17 protein-coding genes and 2 pseudogenes are annotated in these 19770 nt (G+C 40.1%); 8 read left to right on the top strand and 11 right to left on the bottom strand.

The window, feature by feature from the left end; translation table 11 throughout:
- Positions 1–409: 409 nt before the first annotated feature.
- Positions 410–591 (top strand): annotated as a pseudogene (locus M1G12_RS09965) (hypothetical protein).
- A 40-nt stretch (positions 592–631) separates the two neighbouring features.
- Entirely contained in the window at positions 632–2575 is a 1944-nt protein-coding gene (gene thrS, locus M1G12_RS06225; protein ID WP_023945494.1) for a threonine--tRNA ligase, read from the top strand.
- A gap of 243 nt (positions 2576–2818) precedes the next feature.
- On the opposite strand, the gene M1G12_RS06220 is transcribed toward thrS, so the two are convergent.
- The 6 genes and pseudogenes from M1G12_RS06220 to M1G12_RS06190 form a co-directional block, all read right to left on the bottom strand.
- A complete protein-coding gene (locus M1G12_RS06220) occupies positions 2819–3868 on the bottom strand; it encodes a DUF389 domain-containing protein (RefSeq protein ID WP_247949577.1) in 1050 nt (349 codons plus the stop codon).
- Positions 3865–4188, bottom strand: a complete 324-nt coding sequence (locus tag M1G12_RS06215; RefSeq protein WP_000825751.1) for a potassium channel family protein — start codon at positions 4186–4188, stop codon at positions 3865–3867. Before M1G12_RS06215 ends, M1G12_RS06220 begins: the two co-directional genes overlap by 4 nt.
- Positions 4189–4269: 81 nt before the next feature.
- Positions 4270–4467 (bottom strand): annotated as a pseudogene (locus tag M1G12_RS06210) (DUF389 domain-containing protein); the annotation flags it as partial.
- A 290-nt stretch (positions 4468–4757) separates the two neighbouring features.
- Complete coding sequence (locus tag M1G12_RS06205) at positions 4758–6269, bottom strand: ATP-binding cassette domain-containing protein (protein ID WP_004242726.1); 1512 nt, start codon at positions 6267–6269, stop codon at positions 4758–4760.
- A gap of 798 nt (positions 6270–7067) precedes the next feature.
- A complete protein-coding gene (locus M1G12_RS06195) occupies positions 7068–8042 on the bottom strand; it encodes a sensor histidine kinase (RefSeq protein WP_049551324.1) in 975 nt (324 codons plus the stop codon).
- The gene (locus tag M1G12_RS06190; RefSeq protein ID WP_049551323.1) at positions 8035–8712 is read right to left on the bottom strand and encodes a response regulator transcription factor; all 678 of its coding nucleotides are present in this window, start codon (positions 8710–8712) and stop codon (positions 8035–8037) included. The genes M1G12_RS06195 and M1G12_RS06190 overlap by 8 nt, the downstream gene beginning before the upstream one ends.
- Positions 8713–8867: 155 nt before the next feature.
- Here M1G12_RS06190 and M1G12_RS06185 point away from each other — a divergent pair, with 155 nt between their 5' ends.
- The gene (locus M1G12_RS06185; RefSeq protein ID WP_004255618.1) at positions 8868–9941 is read left to right on the top strand and encodes a DUF2974 domain-containing protein; all 1074 of its coding nucleotides are present in this window, start codon (positions 8868–8870) and stop codon (positions 9939–9941) included.
- Between the two features lie 87 nt (positions 9942–10028).
- On the opposite strand, the gene M1G12_RS06180 is transcribed toward M1G12_RS06185, so the two are convergent.
- The 3 genes from M1G12_RS06180 to M1G12_RS06170 all read right to left on the bottom strand — a co-directional run bounded on the left by M1G12_RS06180 (position 10029) and on the right by M1G12_RS06170 (position 12472).
- Positions 10029–11048: a YdcF family protein gene (locus M1G12_RS06180; RefSeq protein ID WP_004255616.1), complete on the bottom strand. Its 1020-nt coding sequence runs from the start codon at positions 11046–11048 to the stop codon at positions 10029–10031.
- A gap of 68 nt (positions 11049–11116) precedes the next feature.
- Positions 11117–11554, bottom strand: coding sequence for an Rrf2 family transcriptional regulator (locus tag M1G12_RS06175; RefSeq protein ID WP_247949576.1), 438 nt, complete (start codon positions 11552–11554; stop codon positions 11117–11119).
- Positions 11555–11629: 75 nt separating this feature from the next.
- Positions 11630–12472: a metallophosphoesterase family protein gene (locus M1G12_RS06170; protein ID WP_247949575.1), complete on the bottom strand. Its 843-nt coding sequence runs from the start codon at positions 12470–12472 to the stop codon at positions 11630–11632.
- 111 nt (positions 12473–12583) lie between these two features.
- Between M1G12_RS06170 and M1G12_RS06165 the strand changes: the two genes are divergently transcribed.
- The 4 genes from M1G12_RS06165 (at position 12584) to M1G12_RS06150 (ending at position 15029) form a co-directional block, all read left to right on the top strand.
- Entirely contained in the window at positions 12584–13234 is a 651-nt protein-coding gene (locus M1G12_RS06165; RefSeq protein ID WP_247949574.1) for a metal-dependent transcriptional regulator, read from the top strand.
- A 119-nt stretch (positions 13235–13353) separates the two neighbouring features.
- Entirely contained in the window at positions 13354–14064 is a 711-nt protein-coding gene (locus M1G12_RS06160) for a nicotinamide mononucleotide transporter (protein ID WP_247949573.1), read from the top strand.
- Positions 14065–14183: 119 nt separating this feature from the next.
- Positions 14184–14597: a hypothetical protein gene (locus M1G12_RS06155; protein WP_247949572.1), complete on the top strand. Its 414-nt coding sequence runs from the start codon at positions 14184–14186 to the stop codon at positions 14595–14597.
- An 18-nt stretch (positions 14598–14615) separates the two neighbouring features.
- Positions 14616–15029 carry a hypothetical protein gene (locus tag M1G12_RS06150; RefSeq protein WP_150922523.1) on the top strand — a complete coding sequence of 138 codons (414 nt, stop codon included), beginning with the start codon at positions 14616–14618 and terminating at the stop codon, positions 15027–15029.
- A gap of 38 nt (positions 15030–15067) precedes the next feature.
- Here the strand turns inward: M1G12_RS06150 and dtd are convergent, their stop codons facing one another.
- Both dtd and M1G12_RS06140 read right to left on the bottom strand, forming a co-directional pair.
- Complete coding sequence (gene dtd / locus M1G12_RS06145; protein WP_247949571.1) at positions 15068–15511, bottom strand: D-aminoacyl-tRNA deacylase; 444 nt, start codon at positions 15509–15511, stop codon at positions 15068–15070.
- A gap of 29 nt (positions 15512–15540) precedes the next feature.
- Positions 15541–17763 (bottom strand): RelA/SpoT family protein, encoded by a 2223-nt coding sequence (locus M1G12_RS06140; protein WP_033686835.1) that lies wholly within the window; start codon positions 17761–17763, stop codon positions 15541–15543.
- Positions 17764–18090: 327 nt separating this feature from the next.
- On the opposite strand from M1G12_RS06140, the gene M1G12_RS06135 reads away from it, so the two are divergent.
- Positions 18091–19536 carry an N-acetylmuramoyl-L-alanine amidase gene (locus M1G12_RS06135; protein ID WP_247949570.1) on the top strand — a complete coding sequence of 482 codons (1446 nt, stop codon included), beginning with the start codon at positions 18091–18093 and terminating at the stop codon, positions 19534–19536.
- The last annotated feature ends 234 nt before the right edge of the window (positions 19537–19770 follow it).

Genomic DNA, 19770 nt, shown 5'->3' with positions numbered 1-19770 from the left:
TATCAAAAAAGAAAGGACAAATTTCGTCCTTTCTAGATCTTAGCTTTTATTCAACCCACTACAGTTGACAAAGAGCCCATATGGTAATCTTGATTATATCGTTACTCTATAGCTACCGTTTCCGTTTCTCACTTTGGTGGTTAATTGGTAACGGACTGCTCTTTTGCTTTACTATCATAACTTTTGGTGAGTTTATACTAATTTACTTACTAATCTATGAAACCTTGGCTCTGATGGGCATGGCTTCCGGTATTGTCATCAAGCATATTCTACAAAAATGAAAAACAAAAACTTTCACAAAATCCTTGAAAAATCTCACAATCATGCTATAATAATCCATAGAGACAAGTCACTTAGTCCCTTTCTACCAGAGAGTGCGTGGTTGCTGGAAACGCATAGGAAGCCTAAACTGACACTACTCTTGCGTTTTTTATGAAAACATAAAACGGTGGCCACGTTAGAGCCAATCAGAGGTGTCCCTCTTTTTTGAGGAACATAAATGAAGGTGGAACCACGTTGCGACGTCCTTTCGAGGATGTCGCTTTTTGTTTTTCTAGCTTTCACAATCCTCTGTCCCTGTTTTCAGAATAGGGTTAACACATTCGTCAATAATATAAGTAAGGAGAACATCATGATTAACATTACTTTCCCAGATGGCGCTGTTCGTGAATTCGAATCTGGCGTTACAACTTTTGAAATTGCCCAATCTATCAGCAATTCCCTAGCTAAAAAGGCCTTGGCTGGTAAATTCAACGGCAAACTCATCGACACTACTCGTGCTATCACTGAAGATGGAAGCATCGAAATCGTGACACCTGATCACGAAGATGCCCTTCCAATCTTGCGTCACTCAGCTGCTCACTTGTTCGCCCAAGCAGCTCGTCGTCTTTTCCCAGACATTCACTTGGGGGTTGGTCCAGCTATCGAAGATGGTTTCTACTACGATACTGACAACACAGCTGGTCAAATCTCTAACGAAGACCTTCCTCGTATCGAAGAAGAAATGCAAAAAATTGTCAAAGAAAACTTCCCATCAATCCGTGAAGAAGTGACTAAAGACGAGGCACGTGAAATCTTCAAAAATGACCCTTACAAGTTGGAATTGATTGAAGAACACTCAGAAGACGAAGGTGGTTTGACCATCTACCGTCAGGGTGAATATGTAGACCTTTGCCGTGGCCCACACGTCCCTTCAACAGGTCGTATCCAAATCTTCCACCTTCTCCATGTAGCAGGTGCTTACTGGCGTGGAAATAGCGACAACGCTATGATGCAACGTATCTATGGTACAGCTTGGTTTGACAAAAAAGACTTGAAGAACTACCTTCAAATGCGTGAAGAAGCCAAGGAACGTGACCACCGTAAACTTGGTAAAGAGCTTGACCTCTTCATGATTTCTCAAGAGGTTGGTCAAGGTTTGCCATTCTGGTTGCCAAATGGTGCGACTATTCGTCGTGAGTTGGAACGCTACATCGTTGACAAAGAGCTAGCTTCAGGCTACCAACACGTCTACACTCCACCACTTGCTTCTGTTGAGCTTTACAAGACTTCTGGTCACTGGGATCATTACCAAGAAGACATGTTCCCAACTATGGACATGGGTGACGGGGAAGAATTTGTCCTTCGTCCAATGAACTGTCCGCACCACATCCAAGTCTTCAAACATCATGTTCACTCTTACCGTGAGTTGCCAATCCGTATCGCTGAAATCGGTATGATGCACCGCTACGAAAAATCTGGCTCCCTTACTGGTCTTCAACGTGTGCGTGAAATGTCTCTCAACGACGGTCACCTCTTTGTGACTCCAGAACAAATCCAAGAAGAATTCCAACGTGCTCTTCAGTTGATTATCGATGTTTATGAAGACTTCAACTTGACTGAATACCGCTTCCGTCTCTCTCTTCGTGACCCTCAAGATACTCATAAGTACTTTGACAACGATGAGATGTGGGAAAATGCTCAAACCATGCTTCGTGCAGCCCTTGATGAAATGGGCGTGGACTACTTTGAAGCCGAAGGTGAAGCAGCCTTCTACGGACCAAAATTGGATATTCAAGTTAAGACAGCCCTTGGAAAAGAAGAAACCCTTTCTACTATCCAACTTGACTTCTTGCTTCCAGAACGCTTCGACCTTAAATACATCGGAGCTGATGGTGAGGAACACCGTCCAGTTATGATCCACCGTGGTGTAATCTCTACTATGGAGCGCTTTACAGCTATCTTGATTGAGAACTACAAGGGTGCCTTCCCAACATGGCTTGCACCACACCAAGTAACCCTCATCCCAGTATCTAACGAAAAACACGTGGACTACGCTTGGGAAGTGGCTAAGAAACTCCGTGACCGTGGTGTTCGTGCAGATGTAGATGAGCGCAATGAAAAAATGCAGTTCAAGATCCGTGCATCACAAACAAGCAAGATTCCTTACCAATTGATCGTTGGGGACAAGGAAATGGAAGACGGAACAGTCAACGTTCGTCGCTACGGACAAAAAGAAACACAAACTGTCTCAGTTGATGACTTTGTTCAAGCTATCCTAGCTGATATCGCCAACAAATCACGCGTTGAGAAATAAGAGATAAAATCCTAGCTACCTAAAAAGCAACAACTATTTCAGCTGTTGCTTTTTATATTTTTACTCAATGAAAATCAAAAAGCAAACTAGGAAGCTAGCCGCAAGCTGTACTTGAGTACGGTAAGGCGACGCTGACGTGGTTTGAATTTGATTTTCGAAGAGTATTATTTAATCCGAGCTAGTAGTGATTGACCAAACCACCACACAAGATTTGCTTTCATGAGTTAGATAAGGTCAATATCCTCAATCCTTGTCTGCTTCATTTTCTTTTACGAGATCTTTTTGTGAATCTTTTTCAGAGAGTTTTTGATCAATATACTTGTCAATGGTTTCATAAAATTCCTTGGTCGCTTCACTATCTAATGTTGGCGAGTTCTGAACTTGATTCACTTTCAATTGAACAGATTGAATACCGTAAGAGGCTTGTTTTTGGTGGAGTGTTTCTAATTCTTCTTCTGAAATCGGATCTCCAACAACCGTCAAGACCAATTCATTGTTACTTGACTTGTAGACTTGATTAATAACCGTATAATTGGCGAACTCTTTTCCTACAAACTGTTTGATCCCTTCTTTGCGCGCTTGTTCTATTGTCAGAGTAACTGCCGAATAGCTAGCTGGAAGAATCAACAATACAATCAAAGATATCAAGCCAATTCTCATTTTAATGCTCAGCTCTTTAAATGAAGTTAAAGGAGATTTTCTCATCAAAATTCTTGTTCCAACAATGTTGGCTAGCATGATAAAGACACAGTTGATCAAGAAAAGATAGAGAGCCCCCAATAAAAATCGTACATTCCCATTAGCTAAACCATAGCCAGCAGTACAGATAGGCGGCATCAGAGCTGTAGCAATGGCTACTCCTGGCACGATATTGTTTGCTTCTTTTTTCCTTGAACCGATCACACCAGCAATCCCACCAGCAATAGCAATGAGGACATCCCAAATGGTTGGAGAGGTTCGTGCAATCAACTCGCTACTTGCATAAGACAAGGGAGAAATCCAGAAATACAGAGTCGAGACAAGCAAACTGACCAACACTTGAGTCAATAAAACCTCTAGAGATTGCTTGATTAAACGCGTATCAAAAATAGCTAAACCGAATCCCAGTCCAACAATCGGTGTCATGAGAGGTGAAATCAACATGGCTCCTATAATGACAGCTGTTGAATTCATATTTAGTCCGATAGAGGCAATAAAAATTGCACACATCAAAATCGCTGTATCTCTCAATCGAACATGAAGGTCATCGTATAATTTCTCACGGTATTCCCGTGTTGAATAATTGGCAGTCATTTGTCCTCTCCTCTTTCCTTATTTAAATTGGTATAATAATTAAAAATAACAGCTGATAAACAGCCAAAAAATATGAGCCCATAAATCGTCAAGAAGACACTGGTAATCCTTCCAATCAAGGTCACAGCTAGGAGATCCCCGTAGCCGACAGTCGTCGAAGTCACAAAAGCATACCAAAGACCGTCTCCGTAATTTGTGATAGCAGGTTCAACTAGGAAAAGCACGCCTCCTGACCCAAAAACAAAGGTCACAAAACTCAGAGCAAACCGAGTAAAACCCGTAACCTGCATAATATGCCATAACATTTTTAAACGTTTCATTTGTTCTCCTTATTCATACTAGCTCCTGACCGAGCCGTTTTTTTCCAATAATCAAAGTGAAGATAGGACATGATCTCCATCACCAAACCCCAGTCCAACAATCGGTGTCATAAGAGGGGAAATCAGCATGGCTCCAATAATGACAGCTGTTGAATTCATATTTAGGCCAATAGAGGCAATAAAAATCGCACACATCAAAATCACTGTATCTCTTAATCGAACATGAAGATCATCATATAATTTCTCACGGTATTCACGTGTTGAATAGTTTCCAGTCATTGGTTACTCCTTTTATTTCGTATAATTTTGTTTCTGCATGGATGATGGTAGAGAGACTTCTGTCCAATCTTACATATTTTTCTTCTCACCTGTTATTCTTTTGAAAATTATCCTTTAAATATCCGTCAGTCCATCCTTAACATTATATCAAAAATTTTACAGTCTTTCTTCGAAGAAATCTATCAATTGAATAGATAGATGAAGCAAGAAATTTTTGTTTCCTTATCCGAAGAAGGAAAAACGGTATCTCCTGAACCTTGATACTATGCGTTTTATTCTTTATAATTTAGCTATTTCAAAATTACAAGTTCTCCATTCTTAATTTCCCAAACTTGGTCAAACTTACTTAATAATTCGTTTTGGCGATGTAAAGTAACAATGACGGCACTTGGTAGTTCCAGAACTCTTTCCAATTCCATTTTAAACTGATTAGTATCCAAGGCAGAGAAAGGTTCGTCTAGGATAAGCAATGGATTTTTACGATTTTTCTCACGATTTAAATACATTCGTTGTTGCTGACCACCTGACAGGGATTGTGGTGGAATTTTTTCAAAATCTTCTTCTCTGAATTTTTCATTGAAACTATTGAATAGCGTTACATTATTTTCATAACTCGAAATAAATGTATGTTCTTGTTGCAGAATCATACCGAATCTTCCCCAAAGATGGTCCAAAACAAGCCCATCTAGCACAATTTGTCCTTCAAAATCTTCATCTGTTCCATTTAAAATGTTGAGAAGACTACTTTTTCCAGACCCATTCTTACCAATAAGCGCAATTTTATCCCCTTTTTGAATCGTAGCGGAAGTAATTATCAATTTTGATTCTCCCAGTTGTTTGGAAATGTTTTTCAAAGTAATCGTATCAAAAGAATGTTGAGGTGCTTGAACTGAAACGGGTCTCCCAACAATGTTTTGAAAACTCTTGATTACAGGCTTTACGGACTCTAACATTTGTAAATCATAAAGGATTTCCTGTATTGGTTCAGAAAAAGCATTAATATATCCGAAACTCGCCACCACCTCAGGAATACCGAGTTGCTGGTGAGATAGAGAGTAGGCTAAATAAATAAACAGAACAAGACTAATGAATTCAAAAGAAACACCTGTCAATAAGATGCCTGTAATTTTTGTCAAACCATACTTAAAATACTTATCCTGCAAATTCTTTAGAGAACTCTTTTGTTGATTCAAAAAATGCGACATAGTTAGTTTATTTACCAAATGATGTCCCATGAGCAAATCCTCCAAAGTTCGATAGTAATCTCCTTGTTTTTTCAAGTAAACCTGTCTACGATTAGCGGTCAACTTCCCAACGATTTTAGGAATTTGAATACTAATTCCAGTAGAAAAGATTAAAATCAGTGATACAATAGGATTAATTGTTCTGCTAATAATGAAAGCGTAAATGATGATACGTAAAATTTGTTTGATAAAACTCATCAATGGAGGAAGGTAATCCTTTTCCAACGAATCTAGGTCATTAGATTGATAGGAAATATACTCTGCTACTGTTTTCTGCTTGAAATCGTGGTGACTGAGTCCCAGAAGTGAACGAAACCACTCATTTTTCAAAGTAGTCGAAAAGATAATCCCCTGCTTCCAATCAAGTATCATTTGGATATAGTTACAACTCAAATAGCCAGCCACTGACATAGAGTAACCATATAGAGCTACTTGATAATCCCCTTTGATTAATGCCTGCGTGAAATACGGTAACAAAGCTGTGCAGATATTCGATACTACACCAAAAAGAAAATTAAAGAAGAGATACCATCTAATAGTTTTAAGATATGGTAGCATATACGATACTCCTTGCTAATGCGTTTTTTTACATATCGCAGAACAATCTCTACTATTCCCTATTTCAGATAGTCCGATACTCGGACATTGAGTGCAATAATTGTAAATCACACAAGTACTGCAGTTTTTACTATCATTCAAAATATAATTTGCTATTTTGTAAAATATAGGTCTATCCCATGTTTCTTTGATAGATGTAAAATGAATATTTCCAATACTTCTATTGAAAGTAAGCTTTTTCAGTTTTTCTAACGATTTAGGCTATTTCGTGACACACCCACAATCCGTGAAAATTCTGGTTATATCAGATTATGTGATTTTCGTAAGAATTTTATATTGTCTCCAATCATGGTAGTCTCCTTTTACTTGATAAAACTATTATAACATTTAGAAATTAAAAACTGGTTCAAAATCAATAGGATGTGTGTATTCGATACATTCAATAAATTCTTGGAAACAGTTCTACACCAGTTACACAAATCTATATACACCTATCTCATTCAAAATTAAAAGAAAGCTGCAGTTCTTTTAATCCTGTATCAACGATTCATTCTGAAATCGAATAGGAGACATTTCCCAAGTCTACAATTCACTTCATCTCAAATTAATTTTTGTAATTCACCCTTAGTTTATAGATTTTATACTCAACAAAAGTATAAAGCATACAAAACTTCACTTTGAACCAGTATTTATACTATATTCCGTATTAAAAATTCTATTATTGGTTTTGTAAAAAACAGTCTTCAAATATCCTGAAATATAGCAAAAAGAGATTGGGTAAAAACTCATTGTCTCTTCTCACTCAAGGACTAAGTTCACTTGAGCAAACTGAATCCGCACTATCGTTCCTTTTCCAACCTCAGACTCGATACGAATCTGGTGCCCCAGTTCTTCAGAAATTTTCTTAGATAGATAGAGGCCAAGTCCAGATGACTGCTGAGTTAGGCGTCCATTATATCCTGAGAAGCCACGTTCAAAGACTCGGAGGACATCACTGTTTTTTATCCCGATTCCCGTATCCTTGATACAGAGTTCCTGGCCTTCCATATAAATCTCCAGACCACCTTCCTTGGTGTACTTGAGACTATTTGAGATAATTTGTTCAATGACCACTAGTAACCACTTCTTATCCGTCACAATTTCTTTATCAAGGTCATATAGGTTGACATTTAGGCCTTTTTGAATAAAGAAAAGAGCATATTTACGAATTATTTCCTTGACCAAGTCCTCAATTTGCACCTGCTTCAAGACCAAATCATCATGGAAACTTTCTAAACGCAGGTACTGTAAAACTAGATTGGTATAGGAATCAATCTTGAAAATTTCCTGTTCTAATTGCTGCTTCAGTTGGCGGTCGGCTACTTCTGCAACTAAGAGTTGACTAGCTGCAATGGGGGTCTTTATCTGATGTACCCACAAGGTATAGTAATCCAGCAAATCCGTCAGTTTTCTTTCTGAATCTGATCTCTGCTGATAAAGTTCCATCTCACGCGCTTCTAATTTTTCTGCTAAAACTCTTTCCAAAGGAGACTGAGCTTCCCTCTCCCCATAGAGAATTTCCTGACGATATACCTGCATTTCTACCAATATGTCCCAAGCGAAAAATAAAATGGTTACAAAGCAACACAAGAGGAAAAAGTAGAGAAAGTAAATTCCCAAACTGGCAAATAAAAACTGAAAAAGCAAAACTAGAAATGCTAAAGCAAGCAGATAGACAAACAGACGACTACGGGAGCGCAGATAGGCTAGAAAAAATTGTTTCCAATCAAGCATGCTTTAATCCGTACCCTATTCCTTTCTTGGTCTCGATAAATCCAATCAAGCCCTGCTCTTCCAACTTTTTACGCAAACGAGCCACATTGACAGAGAGAGTATTATCATCAATGAAAAAGTCACTGTTCCAAAGTTCTCGCATCAGGTCGTCACGCGCTACGATATTACCTGCATGCTCAAACAACACGCGTAAAATCTGGAATTCGTTCTTGGTCAAGTTCAAGACTTGCCCTTGATAATGTACATCCATTGATTTGGTATTGAGGATAACACCGGCATATTCCAGTAAACTCTCGTCACGCCCAAACTCATAGGAACGACGCAACAAGCCCTGAACCTTGGCTAAAAGAACCTGCTGGTCAAAAGGCTTGGTCACAAAGTCATCCGCCCCCATATTGATTGCCATGACAATATCCATAGCCTGGTCTCTCGAAGACAGAAACATGATAGGCACCTTGGAAATCTTGCGGATTTCCTGACACCAGTGATAGCCATTAAACAAGGGCAATCCAATATCCATGAGGACCAGATGAGGCTCCGACTGGACAAAAAGACTCAAAACTTCCATAAAGTCTTCTACCAGAACCACTTCAAATCCCCATTCAGAGAGCATTTTTCCGACTTGTTGACGAATAACCTGATCATCTTCTACTAATAAAATCTTGTGCATCTGATTCTCCTTTGCTATTATTATAACAGATTTTTCAATGCTAGAAGATCTGAAACTGAATTTGAAGCAGCTTGTTTTTAGGCAACAAAATGAGGCAATCCTACTAGCTAATTTAAGGGAAATTTGATAAGATAAATAAAAAGAAAGGAGTTCTTATGACCAATATTTTTGACTACCTGAAAGATGTCGCACACGATTCCTTTTACGATCTTCCTTTAAATGAGTTAGACATTCTAGCCTTAACAGAAATCACCTACCTCTCCTTTGATAATTTGGTCTCCACAACTCCTATGCGACTTTTAGACCTGGCACCTCAGGTCCCAAGAGAATCTAACATGTTGACCAGCAAAAATCGCCTCCAGCTATTAGATGAACTAGCTCAACACAAGCGCTTCAAAAATTGCAAACTCTCCCATTTTATTAATGACATCGACCCTGAACTGCAAAAACAATTTGCGGCTATGACCTACCGCCTCACTCTCGACACCTATCTGATTGTCTTTCGTGGGACAGATGACAGTATCATTGGCTGGAAGGAAGATTTCCACCTAACCTATATGAAGGAAATTCCTGCTCAAAAGCACGCCCTTCGCTATTTAAAGAACTTTCTTGTCCAACATCCTAAGCAAAAGGTCATTCTGGCCGGGCATTCCAAGGGAGGAAATCTAGCCATCTATGCTGCTAGTCAAATTGAGCAAAGCTTACAAAATCAAATCACAGCAGTTTATACCTTTGATGCGCCTGGTCTCCACAAAGAACTGACACAAACCGAGGGCTATCAAAGGATAATGGATAGAACCAAGGTCTTCATCCCTCAAGGATCCATTATCGGTATGATGATGGAAATTCCTAACCGCCAAATCATCGTGCACAGTACTGCCTTAGGTGGTATCGCCCAGCACGATACCTTTAGTTGGCAGATTGAGGACAAACGCTTCGTCCAACTGGATAAGACCAACAGTGATAGCCAACAAGTCGACACAACCTTCAAGGAGTGGGTGGCCACAGTCCCTGACGAGGAACTCCAGCTCTACTTCGACCTCTTCTTTGGCACCATTCTAGATGCTGGGATTAGCTCCATCAATGACCTGTCTTCCTTAAAGGCGCTTGAACACATTCATCATCTCTTTGTCCAAGCTCAATCCCTCACTCCAGAAGAAAGGAAAACTATGGGTCGCCTTACCCAATTATTGATTGATACCCGTTACCAAGCCTGGAAGAATAGATAATACTCTTGAAAATTAAATGTATACAAAACAAAAGACCTAGAATACATACTTTCATGTGCATTCTAAGTCTTTTTAAATAAAATCTAACTACCAAATAATCCCTTTGTAGGCTATCAAAATGAGGACTGATAGCAGGACATAAAAGGCAAGGAAAAGCCATTTCATCTTAACACAGAGCGCTACGTACTCCCGAATAAAAGCAGATGGTATGTAGTAGCCTGCCGTCCTACATCCGAGGCCATCTCCCTTCATATTTAACTTACGCGCATAGGTACTGGTACGAAAAACATGATAGTCATTTGTTACAAAGAGAAATTGAGGTTTGGCTACCAGTTTCTCGCCAAGTTCCTTAGAAAAGAGAAGGTTCTCATAGGTAGTCCTTGATTGATCCTCCAGAATAATCGCATCTTGGGGAACATCTGTCTCTTCAAGCAGATAGTTTGTAATAGCCTGCGCTTCAGAAATCTTCTCATCTCCTCCTTGACCACCGCTGGCAATAATTTTTATGTTAGAATTTTTAGACTTGTAGTAAGCTTCTACTGCCTTATCAATTCTCTTCTTCAGCAAAGGTGTTACCTTTTCTCCGTCTAACAAACCTGCACCATGAATGATAATAAAATCATAATGCTTCTTCTTAGGAATAAAGAGATACAAGATAGAGTACAGCATAAAACCCGTAAAAGCAAAGCCAAAAATAAAATAAGAGTAGAAAATGAATACAAATAAAATATTTAGAAAGTGATTGGTGTAAAATAATTCATGTCGTCCTCCCAATCGAAATGACATCAAAGCAAAAAATAGCAAAATGACTATTCCAAGGAGCATGGAGAGATAATTAGCCTTTGAACGTCCCTCTCGCTTCAACAAAATGACCCCATTATAGATTAGAAAGATGCCACTTAGAAAAAGCAAAAAAGGAAGTAAAATAAAGGGAAATATAAAAAAAGCGAAATGAATCTTCTCATACCCATTTTGATAAAAAAGGTAGCCTAGATAAAAATAACTGGAAATGAGGGATAATAAGAATAATACTGGATTCCACAAACTTCTATTATCCTTCCAAAATGACACTATAAAGGCTAATACAATTCCTATAACGAGATACATTTCCTCCTCCTTTTATGAGTTCATTCTATCATAATTATCCAAAGAAAAAAAGAGGGCATCTACCCCTCTTACTCCTTCATCTGACTCTCTGCATCGGCCACGACTTGTTCTAGGCTGGTCTGACCAAGCTCAGTCTCCATAGCTCGCTGGATTCTCTCCAATTTTTGATCCAAAACCTCATGAATATGAGCTCCGACTGGGCAATTTGGATTTGGATTGTCATGGAAACTGAATAGTTGGCCTGTCTTACCAAGACACTCAACCGCCTGATAAACATCTAAAAGACTAATATCTTTGAGGTCCTTGACAATCTCTGTTCCCCCTGTTCCGCGCGCTACTGAAATCAGCTCTGCCTTCTTCAACTGGGACAAGGTCTTTCTGATAATGACTGGATTGACCCCGACACTAGCAGCCAGAAAATCACTGGTCACCTTGCTTTCTTTCCCCTTGAGGGCAATGATTATCAGCATATGAGTCGCAATGGTAAATCTACTTGGAATTTGCATCCTCTTCTCCTTTTTACGAGGCAACCCTGCCTCTACTCTTCTTTTTCTTTTATTATACCCTTTTTAGTTGTAATGTCAATCATTACCACTTTTCAACCAAGCATCTAATTCCCTATCATAGCCCTCTTTCTGGGCCAATTCTCTCAGAAATTCCTGATTATGAGTATGATGGATACCATTGACCAGACTTTCATAGTAAACCTCAAAATAAGGGAGTTTGAAGTCTTTAGCTAGCTGCAATTCAGCTGCCACATCGTAGTCCACCCGTCGAAAGTCCATATCTACCAAGCCCTGGTCATCAAACTCCAAAATCATATACTGGGCCCGCAAGTCCTTCCGCAACTGGGCATCCAAAAAGAAAGGTTGCCCAATCGAACCCGGATTGACAATCAATTGCCCACCAGTCCCGTAACGAAGCAACTGCTGGTGAATATGGCCATAAACAGCAATATCACAAGAGGGATTGGTCACCAAGCGGTCAAAATCCTCTTGCGCTCCAGTATGAATCAACTCACGCCCCCAGTTCTTATCAGGCAGATGATGGCTAATTCCCACCGTCAAATCCCCAAACTGACGATGGATCTGAAGAGGTTGATTGTGAAGCAATTCAATTTCTTCTAGGGAAATTTCCTCTAAAACATACTGGCACTGGCGCAAAAGATAGCGTTGACTGGGACGAGTATTATCCAGTTCCTTGCGGGCACCATGCCACAAACTGTCTTCCCAGTTTCCCAAAACTCTAGCCGTAATTGGTAGTTGATCCAACAAGTCCAATATCCCTCTACGACCTGTCCCTGGCATGAGAATGTCTCCCAAAAGCCAGTATTCATCCACTCCTAGCTGCCGAGCATCTGCCAAAACAGCCTCCAAGGCAGTGGTATTTCCATGAATATCTGAAAGAAGAGCTATTTTCGTCATATCCATCTCCTCGTTTTTTCTCTTGCAATAAGTATAACATAAAAAGTCACAGCTAGAGAAATCTAGCTTTTTTTGATATACTAGATAAAGATATTAGACAAGAGGATACGAATGACCCCGAATAAAGAAGATTATCTAAAATGTATTTATGAAATCGGCATAGACCTGCATAAAATTACCAACAAGGAAATTGCTGCCCGCATGCAAGTCTCTCCCCCTGCCGTAACTGAAATGATTAAACGGATGAAAAGTGAAAATCTCATCCTCAAGGACAAGGAATGTGGCTATCTACTGACTGACCTCGGCCTCAAATTGGTCTCTGAGCTCTACCGTAAACATCGCTTGATTGAAGTTTTTCTAGTCCATCATTTAGACTATACAAGTGACCAGATTCACGAGGAAGCCGAGGTCTTGGAACATACTGTCTCTGACCTTTTCGTGGAAAGACTGGATAAACTACTAGGATTCCCCAAGACCTGCCCCCACGGAGGTACTATTCCTGCCAATGGAGAACTCTTAGTTGAAATCAATAACCTGCCACTAGCTGATATCAAGGAAGCTGGCGCCTACCGCCTGACCCGGGTGCATGATAGTTTTGACATTCTTAATTATTTAGATAAGCACTCACTTCACATCGGTGATTCGCTCCAAGTCAAGCAGTTTGATGGCTTCAGCAATACCTTCACTATCCTTAGTAAAGACGAGGACTTACAAGTAAGTATGGACATTGCAAAACAACTCTATGTCGAAAAAATCAACTAATTTCTCAAGTCCCCCTACCAACCCTGAAAGTTTTATTTTCAGGGTTTTATTTCTATCATTTGATTTTGCTTTCATTTAATTGTAGAATATTTGTAAAAAAAAGAAAGATAGTTTAAACTATGAAAAAATCACTAAAAATTTTTGCTACATCTAAATGGTTTGACCTCTTCGGGGTTGCCTTGGTCGTTGGGATTGCGATTTCATCTGGTTACCTCAACTCCCGCCTCGATAAATTTGTAGACTGGGGACCATGGACAGCTCTTGTACCCTTTGGATTGATTTCCGTAACCAACGTTGGGATTTCCATGTTGTCCACTCGTTTCACGGGGAAATTAAGCAAATGGGGAAATTACTTTGGTATTGTTAATACCATTTTGTCCGGTGCTATTGATTATATCCTTGGAAATAAGGCGGCCATTATCACCTATCCCGTCACCTTCCTCATTTATACCTTTGCTATTAAGAAATGGGAAGCTTCGCAAGAAGGCAGACCCAACCAAATGAGCCAAAAACAGCTAAAATTGGCGGCCATCATCATTTCAATCATCGCCTTCCTCTTTGCCTTTGTGACCAACTATATCGGCTATGGAGGAAAGATGAATCTCCTTGCCTACGTAACAACTATTGCCTTTGCACTGTCCCTCATTGCCAATGCTTTTAACGCATTGAAACTAACAACTCAGTGGGGTTTTTGGTTGATTTACAATTTCGTTCAACTGACAAAGGCTGGCATTCAAGGAAATTTTGCCAATATCGGAAAATATATCTTTTATATCCTCAATGCAATCGGAGCTTTATTTGTCTGGAATGATGAAGAAGTGGAACAATAAGAGGAAAATCAAATAAAGAAATCTAACAGAATCTCCTTACTAAAATTTTTTATCATTTTAGTTGTAACTTCCATTCTTTTGGAGTAGAATGAAGATAGATAAAAGAGGGAGGTCTTGTCATGAAAAAACTCTTTAGAATCCATTTTACAGCAATTGCAGTCATCGATTTGCTACTATTTGCATTTTTTATCACTAGACCCGAGACAGCTTTAGAATGGCTCTTGCTCTCTGGTTTTATTTTCCTCCTTGCTCAAGGACTCCTGCTATTTCGCTTGCTTGTCCGACTCAAACATCAATTCGCTGAGATTTATCCTAAAATCAATAAAAAGATTCGCTTCTACTATTTAGGGATTCTCTCCATTGATTTTCTATTTTTTGTCCTTTTAACCTTCGTTAGTTCTCAGCGTTTTCTCTCTCTTATGCCAATCATCACTGCTTGCCATTCTACTTTATATTATATGACGGCCGACTACCTAAGAGACAACTATCCAGACTTTTACGACAAACATATCTCTTTATGGGAGTGTCTCTAAGGAAAAGGAGGGGTTATCATGAAAAAAATCATCTTCATCAAAACCACTCAACTCCTTGTCATTGATGGAATCATGCTGGCATTTTTGACATTTAAAGGGGGGCTTACTTGGGACTGGATTTTGATTTATAGCGGTTGGCTCATTTTCTTTCATCCTGTGCTATTGACCTATCTTTCAAACCAACTTTGTGACCACTTTAGTCACCTCTATTCCCAGATTAGACCAAGATTCTGGCGTTTTGCCTTACAAATCCTTCTATGGGATAGCCTGATCATTCTCTCCTTGATATGTTTGAGTGGTGTGCCACTTTTCCTTCAGGGAACTCTCCTAACCCTAGGACACCTCATCCCTTCCTATCGCACCTGCCAAAGCCTGAAAAGAAACTTCCCCCAAGCATATCAAGAACCGATTGCATTTTGGAGTATTTTATGATAGATGAGAAAAACCAAGCCGGCTGGGCTTGGTCTTTCTTATCTATTTTTAGTATCTAGGATAATGGTAACTGGTCCGTCATTGACCAGCTCAACCTGCATATCAGCTCCAAAGATGCCTGTCTGAACGGGCACTTCTTGCGCTAATTTTTGATTGAAATCATCATAGAAGTCTGATGCCATATCAGGCTTGGCTGCCCCTGTGAAGGCTGGACGATTGCCCTTCTTAGTATCCGCAAAGAGAGTAAACTGAGAAATAGAGAGGATTTCTCCCTCAATATCTTTGACAGACAGGTTCATCTTGCCTTCTGCATCTGAAAAAATCCGCATATTGACAAGCTTTCTCACAGCGTAGTCCAAATCTTCCTCTTGGTCCTCTGGTCCAACACCAACCAGCAATAAAAGCCCCTGATTGATTTTCCCATGAACCTGACCTTCGATACTCACTTGGGCTTTTTTAACTCGTTGGATAATGATTTTCATAATAGCCTTTCTAGTAAGAACTAGGACAATTAGCCGTTGGTCCGTTTGACAGAATAAACCTCTGGCACGCTCTTGATCTTGTCCACAACCGTAGTCAGCGTCGAGAGGTTGGCAATGCCGAAGGACACATGGATATTAGCAAATTTCATATCCTTGGTTGGTTGAGCGTTGACTGTTGAGATATTCTTAGTTGTGTTTGAAAGAACTTGTAGTACATCGTTCAACAGTCCTGTACGGTTGAGTCCATAAATATCGATATGAGCCATATACTCCTTATTTGAGCTAGAGTACTGATCTTCCCATTCCACATCAAGGAGACGTTGCTCATAGTTTTCTTGGGCACGCAGGTTCATACAGTCCACACGGTGAATAGCCACACCACGCCCCTTGGTAATATAGCCAACAATATCGTCACCAGGCACTGGATTACAACACTTAGCAATCCGCACTAGGAGGCCTGATGCACCTTCAATGACCACACCACCCTCATGCTTGACCTTGAGGGTTTCTTTATTTTCAACCTTGATCTCGCCACCTTTGACAAGTTCCTCTGCTTCAGCCTTGGCCTTGGCACGTTCTTCCTCACGACGTTCCTTCTCAGTTAGACGATTAAAGACAGTAATAGCACCGATTTCTCCAAAACCAATGGCCGCAAAGAGGGATTCTTCTGTCTTGTAGCTGGTCTTTTGAAGGACTTGGTCCATATGACGCTTGTCCATGAATTTATTGGCCACATAGCCATTTTCTTGGAACTGGGCCATCAGCATTTCACGACCCTTATTGACAGACAATTCCTTATCTTGGTTTTTAAAGAACTGACGAATCTTGTTACGCGCCTTGCTGGTCTTGACCATATTGAGCCAATCACGGCTCGGTCCAAAGGAGTTAGGGTTGGTGACAATTTCAACCTGATCCCCTGTTTTGAGCTTGGTTGTCAGTGGAACCATACGGCCATTGACCTTGGCACCAGTTGCTTTTTCACCGACCTTGGTATGAATTTCATAGGCAAAGTCAATCGGTCCTGAATCTTTTGGAAGGGAACGGACAGCTCCATCTGGGGTAAAGACGTAAATCTCCTCAGCCAGATAGTTTTCCTTAACAGAATCCACAAATTCCTTAGCATCATCAGCCTGGTCTTGGAGCTCCATCATCTCCTTAATCCAGTTCATCCCAATAGCTGATTCCTTGCTGTTAACCTGCCCCTTAATGCCTTTCTTATAAGCCCAGTGAGCCGCAACCCCGTACTCAGCCACCTCATGCATGGCCTTGGTTCGAATCTGGAATTCAATCGGTCCTTTTGGCCCATAAACAGTCGTATGGATAGACTGGTAGCCATTGGCCTTGCGGTTAGCGATATAGTCTTTGAAACGACCTGGCATTGGTTTCCAAAGTTCATGCACATAACCAAGCATGGCATAAACATCACTTTGGGTATCTAAAATACAGCGAATAGCAATCAGGTCATAGATTTCCTCAAAACGCTTTCTCTTATCCTGCATTTTGCGAAAAATCGAGTAAATATGCTTGGGACGACCGTAAATCTTCCCATTTAGATGACGATCTGTCGTATATTCCTCTAATTTTGTGACCACCTCATCCACCAAGGCTTCACGCTCTCTGCGTTTTTCCTTCATCATATGGGTAATCTTGTAAAACTCCGTTGGGTTGAGATAACGGAAAGATAGATCTTCTAATTCCCATTTGACGCTAGAAATCCCCAGACGGTGAGCAAGAGGTGCATAGATTTCCATAGTTTCTTTGGAAATGCGCTCCTGCTTGTCTTTTCGAAGATGTTTAAGCGTCCGCATATTGTGCAAGCGGTCAGACAGTTTGACCAAGATAACACGGATGTCCTCAGACATGGCCATAAGCATCTTGCGATGATTTTCCGCTAATTGCTCCTCGTGAGACTTGTACTTAACTTTACCGAGCTTGGTAACTCCATCGACAATCACGCGCACATCAGGACCAAACTCCCTTTCCAAATCGTCCAAGGTCGCATCAGTATCCTCCACCACATCATGCAAGAAACCACAAGCAACCGTTACAGCATCCAGCTTGAGCTTAGCTAAAATACCTGCCACTTGGATAGGGTGAATGATATAAGGTTCACCTGATTTACGATATTGACCACTATGGCATTCAACGGCGTAAACCAAGGCCTTATGGACAAAAGCCACATCCTCTTCCGATAAATATTTCTGTGTTAAAGCGACAACTTCATCGCCTGTTAAATTCACTTCTTTCGGCATTTCTACTCTCCAATTCTTCCTACCATTTTATCACTTTTTTAAGAATATGAAAACTAGAAAAAGAGGATTCTAAAGCTTATTCAATTTGTTGGGAAGGAGAATAAAATAAGATTCACACTAAAAAATAATATAATTATCTAATTTTCATCTATCTTTTTTGATATAGGCTAAGATAAAAGTTAGCGAAACGAAAATACATTCCTCTTTTTCAATAAGAAAATGTTTGATATTTTGGTAATTTTCTAACCTTTTTAGTGTATAATGGTAATATAAACAGTTTTTTTACGATAATTACTGAAATTTCATCTCTCTAGAAAGGCATCTCACATGAAATCACACAAAAGATTGACACTTTTAGCCTTGGCTGTTCTCGGCTTATCCAGCCAAGTCGTTTTAGCTGACGATACGAGTCATTCCACTACTACCCCTATGACTAGTTCAACCAGTAACTCAACAACTACTTCCACTAGCAGTTCTACAAATACTTCTGCAAACAATTCTCAAGCTAGTACAGAAACTTCGTCGAGCACAGCTAGTTCAAGTGAGCAAGAAAGCAAACCTTCTCTTTCTAGGGAAACAAAACCCAATCAACCTATACAAACTGGCTGGGTAAAAGAGGGGAACAAGTGGACTTTTTATAGTCAAACTGGGGTCAAATTTACAGATACCCTCTATGATGGTTATTTCTTTGATAGTCATGGCTACTTGCTTGAAAACAGCTGGTACCAAATGGGAAATAATTGGTACTATATCAATGGTTCAGGTAAATATTTATCCAACCAATGGAGCCAAATCAATGGCAAGTGGTATGCTTTTGATGGCTACGGTAGAATGTTGGCCAATGTCTGGAAAGGCGATTACTACCTCAAATCCAGTGGTGCTATGGCAGATAAGGAATGGGTCTACGACCAAAGCTACTCTAGTTGGTTTTACCTCAAATCTGGCGGACGTTATGCCCAAAAACAATGGATTGGTTCCTACTACCTCAAATCTGGTGGCTACATGGCCCACAAGGAATGGATTTATGACCCAGACTATCAAGCTTGGTACTATCTTAAGGACGATGGTGTATATGTTACAGGAACCTATGCTGTGGATGGTAAAAATCAGCTCTTCCAAGGGAATGGAAAATGGGTTCGTGAATTAGCACAAGGTTTTCAAAAAGGACATTACTCTAAAACTATCTTTCTCGATCCAGGACACGGTGGTAAGGATCGCGGGGCTTATTACTATGGCATAGCTGAAAAAGAATTGAACCTACAAGTTTATCGTAAGCTACGTAAACGACTAGAAGGACTCGGCTATACCGTTCTCACCTCTCGAGATAGTGATATAGACGTTGATTTTATTACCGAGCGTTCTCGTATGGTCAACAAGACCAATGCTGACTTTTTCATCAGCCTTCATTTCAATGCAAAAGGGAATGATACAACCGTTAATCTGGGTATCCAGACCTATTCTTACAAGGATGAACCTGGTTTCCCCAGCAAGATTAACAAGGATTGGCACAACAATCCTGAACGAATGAGTGAAAGTAATCGTCTCGCAGCCGATATCCATTCTTCACTGCTAGCTGAAACTGGAGCTAGGGATGCTGGGCTCTTGCAAGCAACCTTTGCTGTTCTCCGTGAAACAGCTAAACCAGCTGTTTTGTTGGAGATGGGATATATGGATAATCCGGAAGAAAACCAAAAAATCCGCAGCAGTGACTACCAAGATAAACTAGTTGAAGGGATTGTCAAGGGAATCCAAAAATATTATGCTGGTAATTAAAACAGTTTAAGCCTCGAACTAACTCGAGGCTTATTTTTTATCCAAACCATCTTCTTCTTTCTAGACCTATTTCCTTTTCCAGCTTATTCTCCCCAACTGTGCTATACTTAATGTATACTCAATGAAAATCAAAGAGCAAACTAGGAAACTAGCCGCAGGTTGCTCAAAGCACCGCTTTGAGGTTGCAGATAAAGTTGACGCGGTTTGAAGAGATTTTCGAAGAGTATTAGTACA

This window comes from Streptococcus mitis (assembly GCF_023110375.1).
Lineage (GTDB): Bacteria > Bacillota > Bacilli > Lactobacillales > Streptococcaceae > Streptococcus > Streptococcus mitis_CI.
This window is presented reverse-complemented; position numbering and strand designations above follow the sequence as displayed.

What these genes read in the sequence shown, in the direction of transcription:
- thrS (WP_023945494.1), top strand. Translation starts at nt 632, where the DNA reads ATGATTAACATTACTTTCCCAGATGGCGCTGTTCGTGAATTCGAATCT.
- M1G12_RS06220 (WP_247949577.1), bottom strand. Translation starts at nt 3,868, where the DNA reads ATGACTGCCAATTATTCAACACGGGAATACCGTGAGAAATTATACGAT.
- M1G12_RS06215 (WP_000825751.1), bottom strand. Translation starts at nt 4,188, where the DNA reads ATGAAACGTTTAAAAATGTTATGGCATATTATGCAGGTTACGGGTTTT.
- M1G12_RS06205 (WP_004242726.1), bottom strand. Translation starts at nt 6,269, where the DNA reads ATGCTACCATATCTTAAAACTATTAGATGGTATCTCTTCTTTAATTTT.
- M1G12_RS06195 (WP_049551324.1), bottom strand. Translation starts at nt 8,042, where the DNA reads ATGCTTGATTGGAAACAATTTTTTCTAGCCTATCTGCGCTCCCGTAGT.
- M1G12_RS06190 (WP_049551323.1), bottom strand. Translation starts at nt 8,712, where the DNA reads ATGCACAAGATTTTATTAGTAGAAGATGATCAGGTTATTCGTCAACAA.
- M1G12_RS06185 (WP_004255618.1), top strand. Translation starts at nt 8,868, where the DNA reads ATGACCAATATTTTTGACTACCTGAAAGATGTCGCACACGATTCCTTT.
- M1G12_RS06180 (WP_004255616.1), bottom strand. Translation starts at nt 11,048, where the DNA reads ATGTATCTCGTTATAGGAATTGTATTAGCCTTTATAGTGTCATTTTGG.
- M1G12_RS06175 (WP_247949576.1), bottom strand. Translation starts at nt 11,554, where the DNA reads ATGCAAATTCCAAGTAGATTTACCATTGCGACTCATATGCTGATAATC.
- M1G12_RS06170 (WP_247949575.1), bottom strand. Translation starts at nt 12,472, where the DNA reads ATGACGAAAATAGCTCTTCTTTCAGATATTCATGGAAATACCACTGCC.
- M1G12_RS06165 (WP_247949574.1), top strand. Translation starts at nt 12,584, where the DNA reads ATGACCCCGAATAAAGAAGATTATCTAAAATGTATTTATGAAATCGGC.
- M1G12_RS06160 (WP_247949573.1), top strand. Translation starts at nt 13,354, where the DNA reads ATGAAAAAATCACTAAAAATTTTTGCTACATCTAAATGGTTTGACCTC.
- M1G12_RS06155 (WP_247949572.1), top strand. Translation starts at nt 14,184, where the DNA reads ATGAAAAAACTCTTTAGAATCCATTTTACAGCAATTGCAGTCATCGAT.
- M1G12_RS06150 (WP_150922523.1), top strand. Translation starts at nt 14,616, where the DNA reads ATGAAAAAAATCATCTTCATCAAAACCACTCAACTCCTTGTCATTGAT.
- dtd (WP_247949571.1), bottom strand. Translation starts at nt 15,511, where the DNA reads ATGAAAATCATTATCCAACGAGTTAAAAAAGCCCAAGTGAGTATCGAA.
- M1G12_RS06140 (WP_033686835.1), bottom strand. Translation starts at nt 17,763, where the DNA reads ATGCCGAAAGAAGTGAATTTAACAGGCGATGAAGTTGTCGCTTTAACA.
- M1G12_RS06135 (WP_247949570.1), top strand. Translation starts at nt 18,091, where the DNA reads ATGAAATCACACAAAAGATTGACACTTTTAGCCTTGGCTGTTCTCGGC.